We start from the raw sequence: 14646 nt of genomic DNA, 5'->3' as shown, positions 1-14646 counted from the left end.
CGCGGGGACTGCGTTTGCATGCTGGGAAAAGACGCAGCCGAGTTGCAACGTTTCGGTTAACGAATTGCGATAGTACTATACACCTGTTTACCGCGCAGGTTTGGCGGAACCAGTTTGACGAGGGAAGTCCGGCTCATGGCAGACAAGGTTGAAAATACGGCTCAGGTCGCCGCAGAGCCGGACAAGAAAAACGCGCCTGCGCCGAAGGCTCCGGCCGGGAAAACGGAGAAGGCGCCGGTTATTCCCCTTCGGATCAACAAGGCCGCCGCAGCCATTGCCAAGACCGCCGAGCTCGATTTGCGGCCGCGGGCTTTGCGGCACCTGATCGTCAAGCTGTCCTTCGTGGCCTGCGTGCTCCTGCCGACCTTGTTCGGCGCTTTGTATTTCGGGCTGATCGCTTCCGACCGCTATGCCGCCGGGGCAGGTTTTTCGGTCCGGAGTATGGACAGCACGACCGTGGGGAATGACTTCCTGGGCGCTCTGACAGGCTTGTCGAGTGTCGGAACGACCACCACCGATTCCTATATCCTGCTGGAATACCTTAAGAGCCGAGAACTGCTTGAAGAGCTGCGGAAGGATATTGATTTCCTGCAGGCTTACGGATCGGATGAGATAGATTTTCTCTACCGCCTCGATACGGAAGCTCCCATCGAAGAGGTGGTCGAGTATTGGGACTGGATGATATCCACCTCTTACGACAACACCTCATCAATCCTCAATTTCGAGGTGCAGGCCTTCAGTGCGCAAGATGCGCAGCGCGTCGCCGATCTCATCGTGGGGTATAGCCAGAGGCTGATCAATCGGCTCTCCGAGGAAGCGCGCAAGGACGCGGTCGAGTTCGCGAAGAAGGAGGTGGCCTCCGCTGAGCTGCGGCTGAAAATCCTTCGCAAGGAAATGCAGGAGTTTCGCAAGACCTCCAATGCAATCGATCCGACGGCAAGTGCCGCTGCACAGGTTGAACTGGTCGCGGGTATCGAGAAGGAACTGATCGAGCTGCGGTCGCGTCTGGGCTCCATGACGACGACCCTGGATCAGGATGCGCCATCGGTGCGGCAGCTTCGACGGCAGATCGCGGCACTGGAGACGGAGTTGCGGCAGAAGCAATCGGAGGTCGGCCTTTCCGGTCAGGAGCAGGGGACGGTGGGGTCCAACCTGTCGAGCCTGCTCGCCGACTACGAGAGGCTGAAGGTTGAGCAGGAATTCGCGCAGAAGGCCTACGCGGTGGCTCTTTCCTCGCTGGAGCGGGCACGGGTCGAGGCCGATCGTCAGCAGCGCTTTCTGGCGGTGTTTCGCGCGCCAAGTACCCCGGAGGAGGCCATCTATCCGAAACGCCTTCTGAACACGTTTCTGGTCTTTGTCGTTGCTTTGATCGTGTGGGGATTGGGGCTCCTGATCGCCTATTCCGTTCGCGATCATATGCGCTGAGGCGCGGGGAACGTTAAAGGACCGTCATGTCGGACGCCAAAGCGGAAAACCCGTTCCTGGTTCAACTCCGGGTCATTGGGGCATTGGTTCTGCGGGAGACGAAGGTCACCTTCGGTGCGGTGCAGCTCGGCTACATGTGGGCGATCCTGGAGCCGGTGCTGGGGACGGCAATTCTCACTCTGGTCTTTTCGTTCGTCACGCGGCACCCGCCGATTGGCACCAGCTTCCCGCTGTTTTTCGCCACGGGGATTATTACCTTCCAATTCTACCAGAAGCTGTCCAGCTCCCTGATGACCGTTTTTGAGGGAAACAGGGGGTTGATGGCCTATCCTCTGGTCAAGGAAACGGATGTGGTCATTGCACGGTTTACCCTGATTACGGCGACCTATCTGTTCGTCTACATCGTGTTCTTCAGTGCGCTGATCGTGTTTGGCCTGGCGGAGTTCCCGGCGAATCTGGGTGTCGTGCTGCTGGCGGTTGCCTCGGTCGCTCTTCTCGGCTTGGGGGCAGGGCTTACCAATGCGGTGATTTATCTGCTTTGGCCCACATGGGCGCGGGTTGAGGCGATCATCACCAGGCCGATGTTCTTTCTGTCCGGTGTCTTTTTCATTCCGGACGCCTTTCCGCCGCATATTCGCTACATCCTGTCCTGGAATCCGATGCTGCACGGGATCGATTGGTTCAGGACCGGATATTATCCGCATTACAAGAGTGCAACGCTCGATGTACCTTATCTTCTGTTTTATGTCATGATACTTCTTGTGATCGCCTTCAGTTCCGAGCGGTTGTTCCGCAAGCATCAGAAGTAGGAGGCTTCAGGTGATCGGGTTCCGGGGCGTGCGAAAAACCTACAAGATGAGCGGTGTCAGGAAGGTTATCCTTGACGGGCTGAGTCTTGACCTTCCGGGTGACAAGAATATTGCGATACTCGGACAGAATGGCGCCGGCAAGTCCACCCTCATGCGCCTGATTGCGGGGGCGGAGCTGCCCGATGCCGGGCGCATCATGCGCTACGCCAAGGTTTCCTGGCCGCTCGGGTTCGGTGGCGGGTTCAACGGGACCATGTCGGGGGTTGAAAACGCGCGCTTTGTTGCGCGGATGTACGGCGAGGACCCGGATGAGGTGATTTCCTATGTCGAGGAATTTTCCGAACTCGGACCGTCGATGCGTCTGCCGATCAAGACCTATTCAAGTGGTATGCGGGCGCGCCTGGCCTTCGGCGTGAGTATGGCGATTGAGTTCAAGTACTACCTGATTGACGAAATCACGGCGGTTGGTGATGCCCGCTTCAAGAAGAAGTGCAATGAGGTATTTGAAGAGAAGCTGAAAGACTCGAATATCCTTATGATCTCGCACAGCAATGAGATGCTGCGTCGATACTGTCAGAGTGGGTGCGTCTTGCATCAGGGGCATTTGTATTACTACGAGGATATCTCTGACGCGATTGACATGCACAACCATCTGCAGAACCAATGAAATTGCGAGAAAGAGCGACAATTCTGCGCAATTTTGATCGAAAATTCTGCGTCTGACATGCTCCGCTGATGGTGGAGGGGGGGGGCTGGTGCAGGAGATGTGCGCGCCAATCCCCGGTCGTGGGCGTTGCCGTATTCTGTTCTCCGATGAAGGGGAGAACGATGGTGACCATGACGACGCCCAACCTTGCCTTGCCGCTGATCGCGTCTTCGCAGGCGCAAAAACATGTGACCCACAACGAGGCCCTGCGGGCCCTTGATGCGCTGGTCCAGCTGTCGGTGCGAACGCGATCTCTCGGTGCGCCTCCGGCAACGCCACAGGAAGGGGCACGCTATATCGTTGCGCCCGCCGCATCCGGGGCCTGGGCGGGCGCGGAGGGCGCGATCGCGGCCTTTCAGGATGGAAGCTGGAGCGTGTTTGCGCCGGCGGCCGGTTGGCGAGCCTGGGTGGAAGACGAAGCTGGCACCATCGTCTGGGACGGCACCCAGTGGCGGGAGGTGACGGCAAATCCGAACCCGGCGAACCGTGTGGGGGTCAACACCCTGGCGGATGCGGTGAACAAGCTCGCGGTCAAGTCGGATGCGGTGCTGTTCAGCCACGATGATGTCACGCCGGGCAGCGGCGACATTCGGCAGGTGTTGAACAAGCAGGCGCCGGAGCGCACGGCCGCGCTGGTGTTCCAGACGGGGTACGGCGGCCGCGCCGAGATCGGCACGGCTGGCGGGGACGATCTGGCGGTCAAGGTATCGCCGGACGGGGGGACCTGGCATGAGGCGTTGCGTGCCGACCGGCACAGCGGTGCGGTGTCCATTCCGGTCGGCCTGTCCGACATCGGCGGCTTTCCGACCGCAGGCATTCGCAACCTTTGCATCAATGGCGACATGAGCATCTGGCAGCGGGGCGCCACCGGCCTGGACACACGCTCAGGCTACAAGGCCGACCAGTGGCGGGTCTTCGACGTTGGCGCGGATAGCAGCGGCACGATCGAGCGGTCGGACGAGGTGCCCGCCGGGCAGGGGCTGCTGTATTCCATGGCGGTTGATCTGACCGCGCTCGGATCCGCCGACTGGGGCATTCGCCAGTATCTGGAACCGCTCGTGTTCAAGCGGTTCGAGGGAAAACAGGTGACGCTATCGCTCTGGGTGAAGGGGCCGGTCGGGGCGCAGGCAAAATTCGACGTGAAGGACCAGGGGCAGTTTGTCTCCTTCACGGGGGGCTGGCAGCGGATCGTGAACACGCAGACGATCCCGGCCGGTCCGAGCTCGTGGTTCGGTCTGCTGCGGCAACCGGATATGGTGGGGCGCTATCTTGTCACAGGGGTGCAGGTCGAGCTTGGGAAGGTGGCAACGCCGTTCGAGTTCAAGCATCCCGCGCTCGATCTTGCGTTGTGCCGGCGCTATTACCGTGTCTATGCAACATCGCGCGATCCGGCGGATCTTGCGGGGGGCATGCGCGTCACGCCGGTCCAGAGCGGCAGCGGCCCCTATGCCTATTCCGCGGAGATTTAAGGGGCGCAAAGGATGTGGCAGGCTTGCAGCGCACGGCAAACCCAGCTCATCAGAAACAGAGGCAGACAGTGATTTCCTACGCCCAGAATTATGAAGACGTGATGCTGCAGCGCTGCTTCGCGGAGACCGCTACCGGCTTTTATGTCGATGTTGGAGCGTCCAGCCCGGTTGCCGACTCCGTGACCTTTCATTTTTACAGGAAGGGCTGGCGCGGTGTGAATATCGAGCCGCTGACGGACAGGTACCGGGAGCTCGTGCGTTGTCGTCCGCGCGATCACAACCTGAATGTGGCGGTGGGGCGCGAAAGCGGGCAGGCGATGCTGAACGTGTTCGAGGGCACCGGCGGGCTGTCAACCTTGCGGGCGGATATCGCCGAGGACATGCGCCGCCATGCAGGCGTTGCGCGTCAGATTGAGATCGAGGTGCGGCCGCTTTCGGAGATCTGCACAGCATGCGGCGTGCCGGAGCGCTATGCATTCCTGAAAGTGGATGTGGAAGGACTTGAAGCGGACGTCTTGGCGGGCGCTGACTTCGAACGCTTCCGTCCATCAGTGGTTCTTGTCGAGGCGACCTATCCGATGTCGCAACGGGAAAACCATCAGGAGTGGGAGGGGCTGCTTCTCGAGAACGGCTATGCGTCCGTCTATTTTGACGGATTGAACCGGTACTACGTCGATGAAAGGGGCGCGGATCTGAGGCCGTGTTTCCGCACGCCGCCAAATGTTTTCGACGGGCTGGCACGCCATGCGGAGCGTGGACTTGCGTTTGAGGACCGCAAGCATCCGGCTCACACCTTTGCCCAAGCACTGGCGAGGCGGGTTCTCGCCAGCGTTTCTGTGGAGACGGACGAGTCGCTTTTACGCCTGATGACCTGGGATATCGCCCCCTCGGCCTTGGCAGAGCCGGTCACGCGGGAGCGGCTAGAGGAGGCCTATCGCCGGGTGCTGGGACGCGAGGTAGGGCCGGCCGGGCGGGAGCATTATCTGAGGAGTGCTCGAGAGCGAGGACTGAGCCTGGCTGAGGTCTATCGGGCTCTTGTGCAAAGTGATGAATTCGCCCAATTGCGGGCTCTGGCCATGCCACGGTGAAGCCTGCCACTCGACCTCTCTTCGGAGCCTGTATGAAGCTCCGGAGAGAGGTTGTTGCGAGAGCTTACCAGGAGACCTCATGCTCCGGCGTCGAAAAGACCACATTGGTCAATTCGCGGGGAAGATCGGAGGGATAATCGTCGATGGTCTCGCCGATGCGGCCGGGCTCAAGCAACTGGCAGGAATAGCCGAAGCCCTTCATGTATCCGATATACTCAGCGGCCGAGACGCCGGAAACGTTTTGCAGTTGGTCCGGATGCAACTCCGACAGGATCAGCGGTTTATGCGCCGCGATGAGCCGGGCGCCACCCTTGAGCGCGCGCGGTTCGGCGCCCTCGATGTCGATCTTGATGAAGTCGGTCCGGGGCAGGTTCAGAGAGTCGAGCGCGCGCAGGTCAATGTCGATCTTGCTCTGCCCGGAGGTGCCCTCCGCGTCGACATAGCTGCCGCCGGGATTGGTGGTCTTTTCCGTCCAGGCCAGTTGGGCCGAACGGGGTTCGTCCCAGAGGCCGAAGGGGTGAATCGTGACACTGTCCGACAGGTCGTTGTCGGCAAGGGTGCGCTGCAGATAGTCGAGCGTTGGCCGGCGCGGCTCAAACGCCCAGACACTGCCATCCGCGCCGACCGCCTTGCGCAGCCCCAGCATGTGCCAGCCGATATTGGCGCCGATGTCCAGTACATTTTGTCCCGGTTTGACGTTGCGGGCGATGAAGCCGCTTTCCAGTGGCTCGTAATTGTCCATCAGGCAGCCGAAGGAGACGTATTTGTCACCCAGATCGAGCCACATGCGAAAGGCGCCGGCATGAACGTCGGTGCTGACCCACTTCTCCGGAAACTCGATTGTTTTTTGCTTGGACTGGAACTCCTGGGACGCCAGCATGGCGGCGCGCAGGGCCTCCCTGTCGGCAAGGCCCATATGCAGACGAATGACCTCCTCACTCTCAGGCTCGCGCCCGAGGATCATGCGATAGGCCCAAATGACGTCTTCTTTAGTGATTGTCATGATTCTTCCTATTTTTTATTCTTGTTAAACTCGATGAATTCATGGCATGACTTGTAAAGTTTATCGTCTATCAAGGTGTAATCTTTTAATATTTCGCTTTCCTGGCTTGACAATCCTTCCAGTGCCTTTTCGAGAGAGGACTGGCTATTGAGTGCGTTTCTTTGAATCTCTGAGGTCTGCGCTACGTGTCCAAGCTTGTGGAGTCTTTGTAGGTATTCGCCAAAATCTTCCGTCAGTCCGAAATGGACGTTGGGCGCGAAAGAGATGTGACACGCTTTTTTGAGGCAATCGGAGGGACTGAGTTCCTGCTTGTCATAGTCGCCTGCAATTCTGCGTGCTTGCGAATTGTTGATCTCTTTTTGGATCTCGCTACGAGACATCGATTGTCGAAGGAATTTCCCGAAATTCTCAGGCCCTGTTTTTACTTTTCCAAAAAGTGGGTGTTCCTTATTTTTGCCTACGTAGTTGTAATAGCTGTAGATACGGTCAATTGGTTTCCTTAGGACGAAAAGATAGACGTGTTCTCTAGGTATATACTCATGAATACCATAGTCCATGTGCCCAAAGATGAGATCGAGATGTGATCTCTCTTCTGGCGTTAGTTCAAAAAACTTGGTGATGTTCTGATCGTGATAAGACCATTTTGGTCTGCTGGCGTAATTTTCGGCCAGTTTCTCATTCAGGCTTGTCCCGGCAGTTTTCGGGATATGGAGATGAATGACGGTGGGCGAAAGACTTTCGGCGCGTTCGGTTTTCAGGAAATTTTGAGAATTTTCGAGTTCGACCGGGCTGGCAGTGCCGACGAACTCCTTTGAACACAGCAGGGCGCGACGAAGCTCTTTCCGTGATTGGAGGCGTGCGATCTTATGCTCAATCGCAGCTTCGCTCTCAGGCTCGCGCCCGAGGATCATGCGATAGGCCCAGATGACGTCTTCGCGGGTGACTGACATGGTTCGGTTCCTCAGGCAGTGCGTGCGCGCAGGCGGTCGATATAGGTGTGCCATTCGTCGGCAATCACCGAGCGGCGGTAGCGCTGCGCGAGCTTTTCGCCGCGCGTGCGGATGGTTTCCCGTTCCTCGGCATTGGCCGGGTCCAGAAGTCTCTGGATGGCCTGAACGGCCTCGCCGGTGGAGTAGGGGTTGAAGTAGGTGCAGCCATCGCCGTAGACCTCGCGGTGCACGGGAATGTCCGAGGCGGCGACGACGCCGCCAGACAGCATGGCCTCGATGCCGGAAAGGTCGAAGCCTTCCGCGATCGACGGGCAGACCACCGCCCGAGCGCCCTTGTAGAGACGGCGCAGGTCGCCCGCGCTGACGCGGGAGACATTGAACAGAAGGCCACGCTGCTGGAACGTCTTCATCGACTCCAGCGTGCTTTCGACGTGCCAGCCCGGGCGGCCGACGATCAAAAGCTTGGTGTTTTCGTGCCCCAAATGGCGCAGGGCGTTCCAGGCGGCGATCAGCCGGCTGTGGTTCTTGCGCGGCTCGATGGTCGAGACCATCATGATGTAGTCGAGCGTGTCCGCATTCAGGTGCCGGTCGTAGAAGAGGCGCTCTTCCCGTGTGCTCAGAAATTCCGGTGCGGTTGCCGGCTCGATGCCGCCGCGGATGATGTCGCGCAGGCGCTCGCGGCTCGGAACCTCATCGGTCGCCTTGTAGAGATCGGACACCGCGCAGGGGATGACGTGGGTCAGCTTTTCATGTCCGGGGAAGAGATTCAGAACTTCGTTGCGACTGTTCTCCGAGTTGCAAACGATTTTCGCGCCTTGCTGGATGTTGCTCTTCAGCGGGAAGTAATGCGTGAACTGGTGACGGAACGCATTGTGAATCGTGTGCGGGTAGAACATCGGAATCGCATCGTGATACCGAACCACGAGCTGGGTATTCGGTGAAACGCGCGCGGGCCAGGGCGTTTGCGAAATGAACACGTCGTATTTGCTGGTGTCGAGCCGCGCGTAGGTCTTCCGCAAGGGCTTCTTCATCCCCACGCTCTGCAGCATCTGCCAGGGAAAACGCATGGCGACATAATCGCCCCCCAGGACGTTCGTCATTTCCTTGGGGTCGAGCGTTTTGGAAAAGTACTTGCGCCAGAGAAAGTCGCCGTGGTCCTGCATCGGGACGCCATGCAACCGGACTTTATAGCCCGTGAGCGTGCGGAACTTGAGGGCCTGTGCTGTCAGGAGTTTTTGGATTTCGCGATTGACGACTTCGAAAAACTTCTTGTTGCCGTTTTCGGCGAGTTCCAGCACCACGCGCGCCTGTGCGTAGCGGAGGTCGCGCTTCAGGCGGTCAAGCCGGGCAACGCTGGGGCCAAGTGGAGCGGTATTGCTGTTGAGGAGCCCGTAAGGCTTGATCGTATCGTTTTCCAGAAGGATTGAATGAATGATCCGGGTTTCCTGGGGGATGCCCGCGAACCCTTCGGCCGAGGGGCGCAATTCATTGAGGATTTTCATTTCTGCTCCGCTGAAAAGTCTGAAGCCATGCGCTGCTGAAAGGCCAGGAGTCCGAAAGGCTCCCGAAGCCCAAGGCTATGCCGCAAAAATCTGACAAGGCGGTGTCTGTCTTGCGTCGTTTGCACGTGGCGAATCGCTCAGGTGTTGTCGGGCGGCCGGGCGGCGGGCGGGAGATTTACCGACAAAGGCGCGGGATGCAAGGGCGGCTGGAGGGGGAATTGGTCGATTGCATGCCTGCAAATCCCCGCATCATGCTTGTAACCATTTGAAGGGATAGGACTATAATAATAAAATCAATCAATTCTGCGTTGAATGTTGCCGGTGGAGCTGGTGTTGTCCTGAAGAGACTTGAGTGTATCAGTTTATTGTCTTTTTTCTGCTTGAATTCCGTTCCGCTTCGCTTGTTGTAACGGGGTGTTTTTGGCGGCCAAGCTTCAGGTGCGCGGGGGGGCGTCCCGCCATGCTCGCTTTGTCGCGTCGCTTGTGCCATCACCGGGTGTATGACCACGCAGGCGTGTGGTGGCTGGATGCGCGCGGCGGATGAGAAGCGGATGGTGACTGAAGTCGTTGTTGATATCGGGCGTCTGGTCCGGCGTTTGTCGCGGGCAACCCCGACAGGCATCGACCGGGTCATCCTGGCCTATCTTCTGGAATTGCGGGCACGGCCGGAAATCCGGTTGACCTGTGCCTACGCGGCCGGGGGGCGGTTGTTTCGCTTTCCCGAGACTTTCGGCGATCGGCTGATCGATGCCACGCGCGCGCGCTGGTTCGATGGAGGCGGGGCGGACGCTTCGCTTGGGCCGGGGAGCGGGCGGCTGGCGGCGCTCCGCGCCGCGGCCTTGCGGGTGCTGACCGGGGGCGGCATGGCGATGCGCGGCCTTGCTCCGGGAACGGTTTATCTGTCGCTCGACCATGGTGGCCTGCAGCCAGGCGGGATCGTGCGGCGCCTGGCGCAGCGCGGGGACATTCGGGTTGTCTGCTTTCTGCACGATCTGATCCCGCTCACCCACCCCGAATATGTCGTGGAGCGGTCTATTTCCGAGCACCAGAGACGCGTGGAAACCATCAGCGCCTGTGCCGATCTTGTGATCGCGAATTCTCACTACACGGACGGGGCGCTCAAGGCGTATACGGCCCGGAAGGGCCTGCGTACGCCCAAAACGGTCACGGCCCATCTGGGCGTCGAGGGGCGCCTGTGGGAGGGTGGGCGCCCTGAGCTGCCGGCACCGGCGCCCTCGCAGCGCCCATATTTTGCGTTTGTCAGCACCATTGAGGCGCGCAAGAACCACCTGCTGCTTCTCAATGTCTGGCGACAACTGGCCGAGCGGATGGGGCCGGAAACCCCGCGTCTGGAAATCGTCGGCCGGCGGGGCTGGGAAGCGGAAGCGGTGTTTGACATGCTCGACCGCTGCACGGCGCTGCGCGGTCATGTCAGCGAACGGGCGGATCTGTCCGATGCGGCGATGTCGGAGTTGCTGGGGAATGCACGCGCGCTGCTGTTTCCCTCCTTCGTGGAGGGCTTCGGCCTGCCGCTCGTCGAGGCGCTTGCCAGCGGGGTGCCGGCGCTGGCCTCCGACATCCCGGCATTCCGGGAAATCGGCGCCGGGGTGCCGGAGTATCTGAACCCGGTCGACGGGCTCGGCTGGGCGGAGGCGATTTGCGACTACGCCGACCCCGGGTCCCGGCGCCGCGCCCGGCAGGTGCGCAGGTTGGAGACATTCCGTCCGCCAAGCTGGGACGACCACTTTCAGATCGTGGTGCCGCGGATATTGGAGCTCGGGGCGGAGGGGTGAGCCAAGCGGTGCCGCTGCCTGTCTGACAGGCGAGGGCGGCGCGTCTTCGCGGTTCAGCTCTCGTTGCGATCCGTGGCCGGTTCGAAGGTGAGGGCGGTGCCGTTCATGCAGTAGCGCAGGCCGGTCGGGTGCGGCCCGTCCGGGAAGACATGTCCCAGATGGCCGTCGCAGGCGCCGCAGCGGATCTCCGTGCGCACCATGCCATGGGAGCGATCCTCGATCTCGGTGACCGCGTCCGGCGACACGGTCTGAAAGAAGCTGGGCCAGCCGCAGCCGGCATCGAACTTCGTGTCCGAGTGAAACAGCGGGGCACCGCATCCGGCGCAGGAATAGCGTCCCCTGTGAAATGTGTCCCAGAACGGACCGGTGAACGGGCGCTCCGTACCGGCGCGGCGCAGCACATGAAACTGCTCTGGCGTCAGCGCCGCCTGCCACTCCGCATCCGACTTGCGGACGTATTTGCGGTCCCCGGATTTGATCATGCGGCGCTCCCGTGCGAGGAAGATAGACAACCCGATTAAATAGGGTCCCCTCGGTGCTGCCGCAATGGTTTGCGAACTTTCGTTGAAACTCCAGCGTTTCAAGGCGTAATTCGCTTGCTCGCACGAGAGGGCTGTTTATATGTGGGGCGATTCTTGGGGAACACTCGGTGGTCCGTCATGAGTCGTCCGTTTATCCGGCCGTTTGGCCCGTTTCATCTTCCCAGGGGAGGCACATGTCGCTCATAGGATCCGAGGCGACCTTCATCGCCGTTCTGGCCCCCTTCGCGGCCGCGATCGTTGCCCCGACCCTGACGCGCCTTCTGGCGCATAATGCGGCCTGGCCGCTGGCGCTGGTGCCCGCGGCGATCTTCCTGTTCTTCGCCGGGCTCGTGCCCGAGGTGGCGGGCGGGGCCAGCTTCACGCCGGCGGTGGACTGGGCGCCGGCCTACGGCGTGACCTTCTCCTTCTTCGTCGATGGACTTTCCACCCTGTTTGCCCTGCTGATCTCCGGCATCGGCACCTTCATCATTCTCTATTCGGGCGGGTATCTGAAGGGGCATCCGCAGCAGGGGCGGTTCTTCTCGTTCATGTTCCTGTTCATGGGCGCGATGCTCGGGCTGGTGCTTGGCAACGACCTGATCACCCTGTTCATCTTCTGGGAGCTGACGTCGATCACCTCCTTCCTGCTGATCGGCTTCGATCATCTGCGCGCCGCCTCCCGGCGCGCGGCGATCCAGGCGCTGGTGGTCACAGGCGGCGGCGGCTTGTCGCTGCTGGCCGGCTTCCTGGTGATCATGGCGGTGACGGGCGAGGCGAATATGTCGGCGGTGCTCGCCAGCGGCGACACGCTGCGCGACAGCGGCCTTTATGCGCTGGTACTGGCGCTGGTGCTGGGCGGTGCCTTCACCAAGTCGGCGCAGTTCCCGTTCCATTTCTGGCTGCCGAACGCCATGGAAGCGCCGACGCCGGTGTCGGCGTTCCTGCATTCGGCGACCATGGTCAAGGCTGGCGTCTATCTGTTGATGCGGATGCATCCGGTGCTGGGCGATACCGCGCTGTGGACGACGATCCTGCCGGTCTTCGGCGGCGCTACGCTGCTGGTCGGCACCATTCTGGCGGTGCGTCAGACCGATCTGAAACTGATGCTGGCCTATACCACCGTCGCCTCGCTCGGGCTTTTGGTGATGCTCACCGGCACCAGCTGGGAAAAGGCCATCGAGGGGGCGGCGCTCTATCTCCTGGCTCACTCCCTGTTCAAGGGCGCGCTGTTCATGGTCGCCGGCACCATCGACCACGAAGCCGGCACCCGCGACATCACCCGGCTTGGCGGCTTGCGCAAGGCGATGCCGATCACCTTTGCCGCCGCCTGTCTTGCGGCGCTGTCCATGTCCGGCCTGCCGCCCTTTGTCGGCTTTATCGCCAAGGAATATCTCTACACCGGCATCTGGGGCGGTGCGGGCGCCAACTACGCGCTGACGGCAACCGCGGTTCTGGGCAATGCCTTGATGCTGGTGATTGCGGCTGCCGTAGCCCTGAAGCCGTTCCTCGGGCCGAAGGTGGAAACGCCCAAGCACGCCCACGAGGGGCCGGTGCTGCTTTATGCCGGTCCGGTGGTGCTGTCGCTCGTCGGTCTGGCAAGCGCGCTGCTGGCGCATGACACCGGCGTATTGGTGATCGGTCCGGTGGTGTCGTCGATCCTCGGGGTGCCGAGCGCGGTGGATGTGCATCTGGTGCCGACCCATATCGGCGCGGCGCTCTATCTGTCGCTCGGCACCATTGCCCTTGGCGTGGTGCTGTTCTTGCGCCTCGATGCGCTGCGGGCCGGCACGGCGCGGTTGCTGACGGCCATCGGCTGGGGCCCGGACAAGGGCTTTGACCAGGTGATCGCCGGCATTGTCAGCTTCTCCGCCTGGGTGACCCGCACGGTGCAGGGCGGGCGGATGGAGGTCTACATGACCATGACCTTCCTGATCACCGCCGCCGCCATCCTGGTGCCGATGACCGTGGCCGGCACCTGGCCGACGGGCTTTGCCATGCCCGATTTCCGGTTCTACGAATGGGGCGTCCTGGCGATTGCCGCCGCCGGTCTCGTAGCGGTGCTGATTGCCAGGACGCGGCTCACCGCCATCGTCTCGCTGGGCATCCAGGGTTTTGCCGTGGCGCTGATCTTCATGCTGTTCGGCGCGCCGGACCTGTCCTTCACCCAGTTCATGGTCGAGACCCTGTCGGTGGTGATCCTGGCCCTGGTCATGACCCGGCTCAATCTGCAGCCGCGCGATCATCGGCCAATGGCCGCGCGCCTGTGCCACAGCGTGATCGCGCTGGCGATCGGTGCCGGCTTCGCCGGATTGCTGATCCAGATCACCTCGGCGCCCTTCGACCGGCGGCTGTCGGATTTCTTCGAGGCCTACAGCCGCACCATTGCCCATGGGCGCAACATCGTGAACGTCATCCTCGTCGATTTCCGCGGGTTCGATACGCTTGGCGAGATTGCGGTGGTGATGGTGACAGGGCTATGTGTGCTGGCGCTGATCCGGGTGCGGCCGAAGCGGTCGGCGGAGGAAGCGCTTGATCTTGCCGCCGGTGGCGATGCGCTGCGAAAGCGCGAGGAGGCGCGGGTATGAGAACGGTCATTTTCCGGACCATCGCCCCCTACCTGGCGGCGCTGATGGTGCTGTTTTCGGTCTTTGTGCTGTTGCGCGGCCACAATGAGCCGGGCGGCGGTTTCATCGGCGGGCTGATCGCGGCATCCGCGCTGGCGATCTACGGTATTGCCTGCGGGGTCGCGGCGGTGCGCCGGGCGATCACCCTGCATCCGATGAGCCTGTCCGCCGCCGGTCTCCTGATGGCTGCGCTGTCCGGGCTGGTGTCGCTGTTCACCGGCCAGCCGTTCATGACCAGCCAGTGGTGGTATGTGCGCCTGTTCGGGGTGGAGGTGCCGCTGTCGACGCCGATGATCTTCGATATCGGCGTGTATCTGGTGGTGGTCGGGTCGATCGGCTCGATTGCCCTGGCCCTCGAAGAGCGGGAGAGCGATTGATGGAAGCCACCGTTTCCGTACTGATCGGACTGTTCTTCGCGGTTGCGATCTATCTGCTGATGTCGCGCCAGCTGGTGCGCATCCTCTTGGGCATCGCCATTCTCGGCAATGCGGTCAACCTGTTGATCTTCACCTCCGGTCGGCTGTTGCGCGAGGTGCCTCCGATCATTCCGGAGGCCTTGCAGGTTCCCGCCGAGACGATTGCCAATCCGCTGCCGCAGGCGCTGATCCTGACGGCGATCGTGATTTCCTTCTCCTTCCTTGCCTTCCTTCTGGTGCTGGCCTTCCGCGCCTATCAGGAGCTGGGCACCGATGACACCAACGAAATGCGCGTGGCCGAGCCGACCGGCGACGTGCGGCCGCCGCAGGGATATTGAGC

13 protein-coding genes are annotated in these 14646 nt (G+C 61.2%); 9 read left to right on the top strand and 4 right to left on the bottom strand.

The features are described from left to right. The first annotated feature begins 135 nt into the window (after window positions 1–135). The 5 genes from IEV83_RS11665 to IEV83_RS11645 all read left to right on the top strand — a co-directional run bounded on the left by IEV83_RS11665 (window position 136) and on the right by IEV83_RS11645 (window position 5497). Entirely contained in the window at window positions 136–1425 is a 1290-nt protein-coding gene (locus tag IEV83_RS11665) for a KpsE/RkpR family capsule polysaccharide export protein (RefSeq protein WP_181759075.1), read from the top strand. A 26-nt stretch (window positions 1426–1451) separates the two neighbouring features. Then, on the top strand, window positions 1452–2234 hold the full coding sequence (locus IEV83_RS11660) for an ABC transporter permease (RefSeq protein ID WP_181759076.1): 783 nt from the start codon (window positions 1452–1454) through the stop codon (window positions 2232–2234). A gap of 10 nt (window positions 2235–2244) precedes the next feature. Further along, complete coding sequence (locus IEV83_RS11655; protein WP_371873441.1) at window positions 2245–2901, top strand: ABC transporter ATP-binding protein; 657 nt, start codon at window positions 2245–2247, stop codon at window positions 2899–2901. Window positions 2902–3071: 170 nt separating this feature from the next. Beyond that, window positions 3072–4409 carry a DUF2793 domain-containing protein gene (locus tag IEV83_RS11650; protein WP_181759077.1) on the top strand — a complete coding sequence of 446 codons (1338 nt, stop codon included), beginning with the start codon at window positions 3072–3074 and terminating at the stop codon, window positions 4407–4409. A 23-nt stretch (window positions 4410–4432) separates the two neighbouring features. Beyond that, complete coding sequence (locus tag IEV83_RS11645; RefSeq protein ID WP_181759078.1) at window positions 4433–5497, top strand: FkbM family methyltransferase; 1065 nt, start codon at window positions 4433–4435, stop codon at window positions 5495–5497. 64 nt (window positions 5498–5561) lie between these two features. Here the strand turns inward: IEV83_RS11645 and IEV83_RS11640 are convergent, their stop codons facing one another. From IEV83_RS11640 to IEV83_RS11630, 3 genes are read right to left on the bottom strand one after another with little or no spacing between them, the layout of a single operon-like run. Continuing rightward, the gene (locus IEV83_RS11640; RefSeq protein ID WP_181759079.1) at window positions 5562–6500 is read right to left on the bottom strand and encodes an FkbM family methyltransferase; all 939 of its coding nucleotides are present in this window, start codon (window positions 6498–6500) and stop codon (window positions 5562–5564) included. Window positions 6501–6508: 8 nt separating this feature from the next. Beyond that, on the bottom strand, window positions 6509–7450 hold the full coding sequence (locus tag IEV83_RS11635; RefSeq protein WP_181759245.1) for a sulfotransferase family protein: 942 nt from the start codon (window positions 7448–7450) through the stop codon (window positions 6509–6511). A gap of 11 nt (window positions 7451–7461) precedes the next feature. Beyond that, window positions 7462–8952 (bottom strand): glycosyltransferase family 4 protein, encoded by a 1491-nt coding sequence (locus IEV83_RS11630; protein ID WP_181759080.1) that lies wholly within the window; start codon window positions 8950–8952, stop codon window positions 7462–7464. Between the two features lie 551 nt (window positions 8953–9503). Between IEV83_RS11630 and IEV83_RS11625 the strand changes: the two genes are divergently transcribed. After that, window positions 9504–10745: a glycosyltransferase family 4 protein gene (locus tag IEV83_RS11625; RefSeq protein WP_188478599.1), complete on the top strand. Its 1242-nt coding sequence runs from the start codon at window positions 9504–9506 to the stop codon at window positions 10743–10745. Window positions 10746–10798: 53 nt separating this feature from the next. On the opposite strand, the gene msrB is transcribed toward IEV83_RS11625, so the two are convergent. Next, on the bottom strand, window positions 10799–11227 hold the full coding sequence (gene msrB / locus IEV83_RS11620) for a peptide-methionine (R)-S-oxide reductase MsrB (RefSeq protein WP_181759082.1): 429 nt from the start codon (window positions 11225–11227) through the stop codon (window positions 10799–10801). A gap of 233 nt (window positions 11228–11460) precedes the next feature. On the opposite strand from msrB, the gene IEV83_RS11615 reads away from it, so the two are divergent. The 3 genes from IEV83_RS11615 to IEV83_RS11605 are packed head-to-tail and all read left to right on the top strand — an operon-like array spanning window position 11461 to window position 14644. Then, window positions 11461–13851: a putative monovalent cation/H+ antiporter subunit A gene (locus tag IEV83_RS11615; RefSeq protein WP_181759083.1), complete on the top strand. Its 2391-nt coding sequence runs from the start codon at window positions 11461–11463 to the stop codon at window positions 13849–13851. Then, the gene (locus tag IEV83_RS11610; protein ID WP_181759084.1) at window positions 13848–14267 is read left to right on the top strand and encodes a Na+/H+ antiporter subunit B; all 420 of its coding nucleotides are present in this window, start codon (window positions 13848–13850) and stop codon (window positions 14265–14267) included. Before IEV83_RS11615 ends, IEV83_RS11610 begins: the two co-directional genes overlap by 4 nt. After that, on the top strand, window positions 14267–14644 hold the full coding sequence (locus IEV83_RS11605) for a Na+/H+ antiporter subunit C (protein WP_181759085.1): 378 nt from the start codon (window positions 14267–14269) through the stop codon (window positions 14642–14644). Before IEV83_RS11610 ends, IEV83_RS11605 begins: the two co-directional genes overlap by 1 nt. The last annotated feature ends 2 nt before the right edge of the window (window positions 14645–14646 follow it).

This window comes from Stappia taiwanensis (assembly GCF_014635285.1).
GTDB lineage: Bacteria > Pseudomonadota > Alphaproteobacteria > Rhizobiales > Stappiaceae > Stappia > Stappia taiwanensis.
Note: the sequence above shows the minus strand (reverse complement) of the source record. Positions and strands in the feature narration are given on the sequence as shown.

Coding starts and splice junctions, on each gene's coding strand:
- IEV83_RS11665 (WP_181759075.1), top strand. CDS start 136: ATGGCAGACAAGGTTGAAAATACGGCTCAGGTCGCCGCAGAGCCGGAC.
- IEV83_RS11660 (WP_181759076.1), top strand. CDS start 1,452: ATGTCGGACGCCAAAGCGGAAAACCCGTTCCTGGTTCAACTCCGGGTC.
- IEV83_RS11650 (WP_181759077.1), top strand. CDS start 3,072: ATGACGACGCCCAACCTTGCCTTGCCGCTGATCGCGTCTTCGCAGGCG.
- IEV83_RS11640 (WP_181759079.1), bottom strand. CDS start 6,500: ATGACAATCACTAAAGAAGACGTCATTTGGGCCTATCGCATGATCCTC.
- IEV83_RS11635 (WP_181759245.1), bottom strand. CDS start 7,450: ATGTCAGTCACCCGCGAAGACGTCATCTGGGCCTATCGCATGATCCTC.
- IEV83_RS11630 (WP_181759080.1), bottom strand. CDS start 8,952: ATGAAAATCCTCAATGAATTGCGCCCCTCGGCCGAAGGGTTCGCGGGC.
- IEV83_RS11625 (WP_188478599.1), top strand. CDS start 9,504: ATGGTGACTGAAGTCGTTGTTGATATCGGGCGTCTGGTCCGGCGTTTG.
- msrB (WP_181759082.1), bottom strand. CDS start 11,227: ATGATCAAATCCGGGGACCGCAAATACGTCCGCAAGTCGGATGCGGAG.
- IEV83_RS11615 (WP_181759083.1), top strand. CDS start 11,461: ATGTCGCTCATAGGATCCGAGGCGACCTTCATCGCCGTTCTGGCCCCC.
- IEV83_RS11610 (WP_181759084.1), top strand. CDS start 13,848: ATGAGAACGGTCATTTTCCGGACCATCGCCCCCTACCTGGCGGCGCTG.
- IEV83_RS11605 (WP_181759085.1), top strand. CDS start 14,267: ATGGAAGCCACCGTTTCCGTACTGATCGGACTGTTCTTCGCGGTTGCG.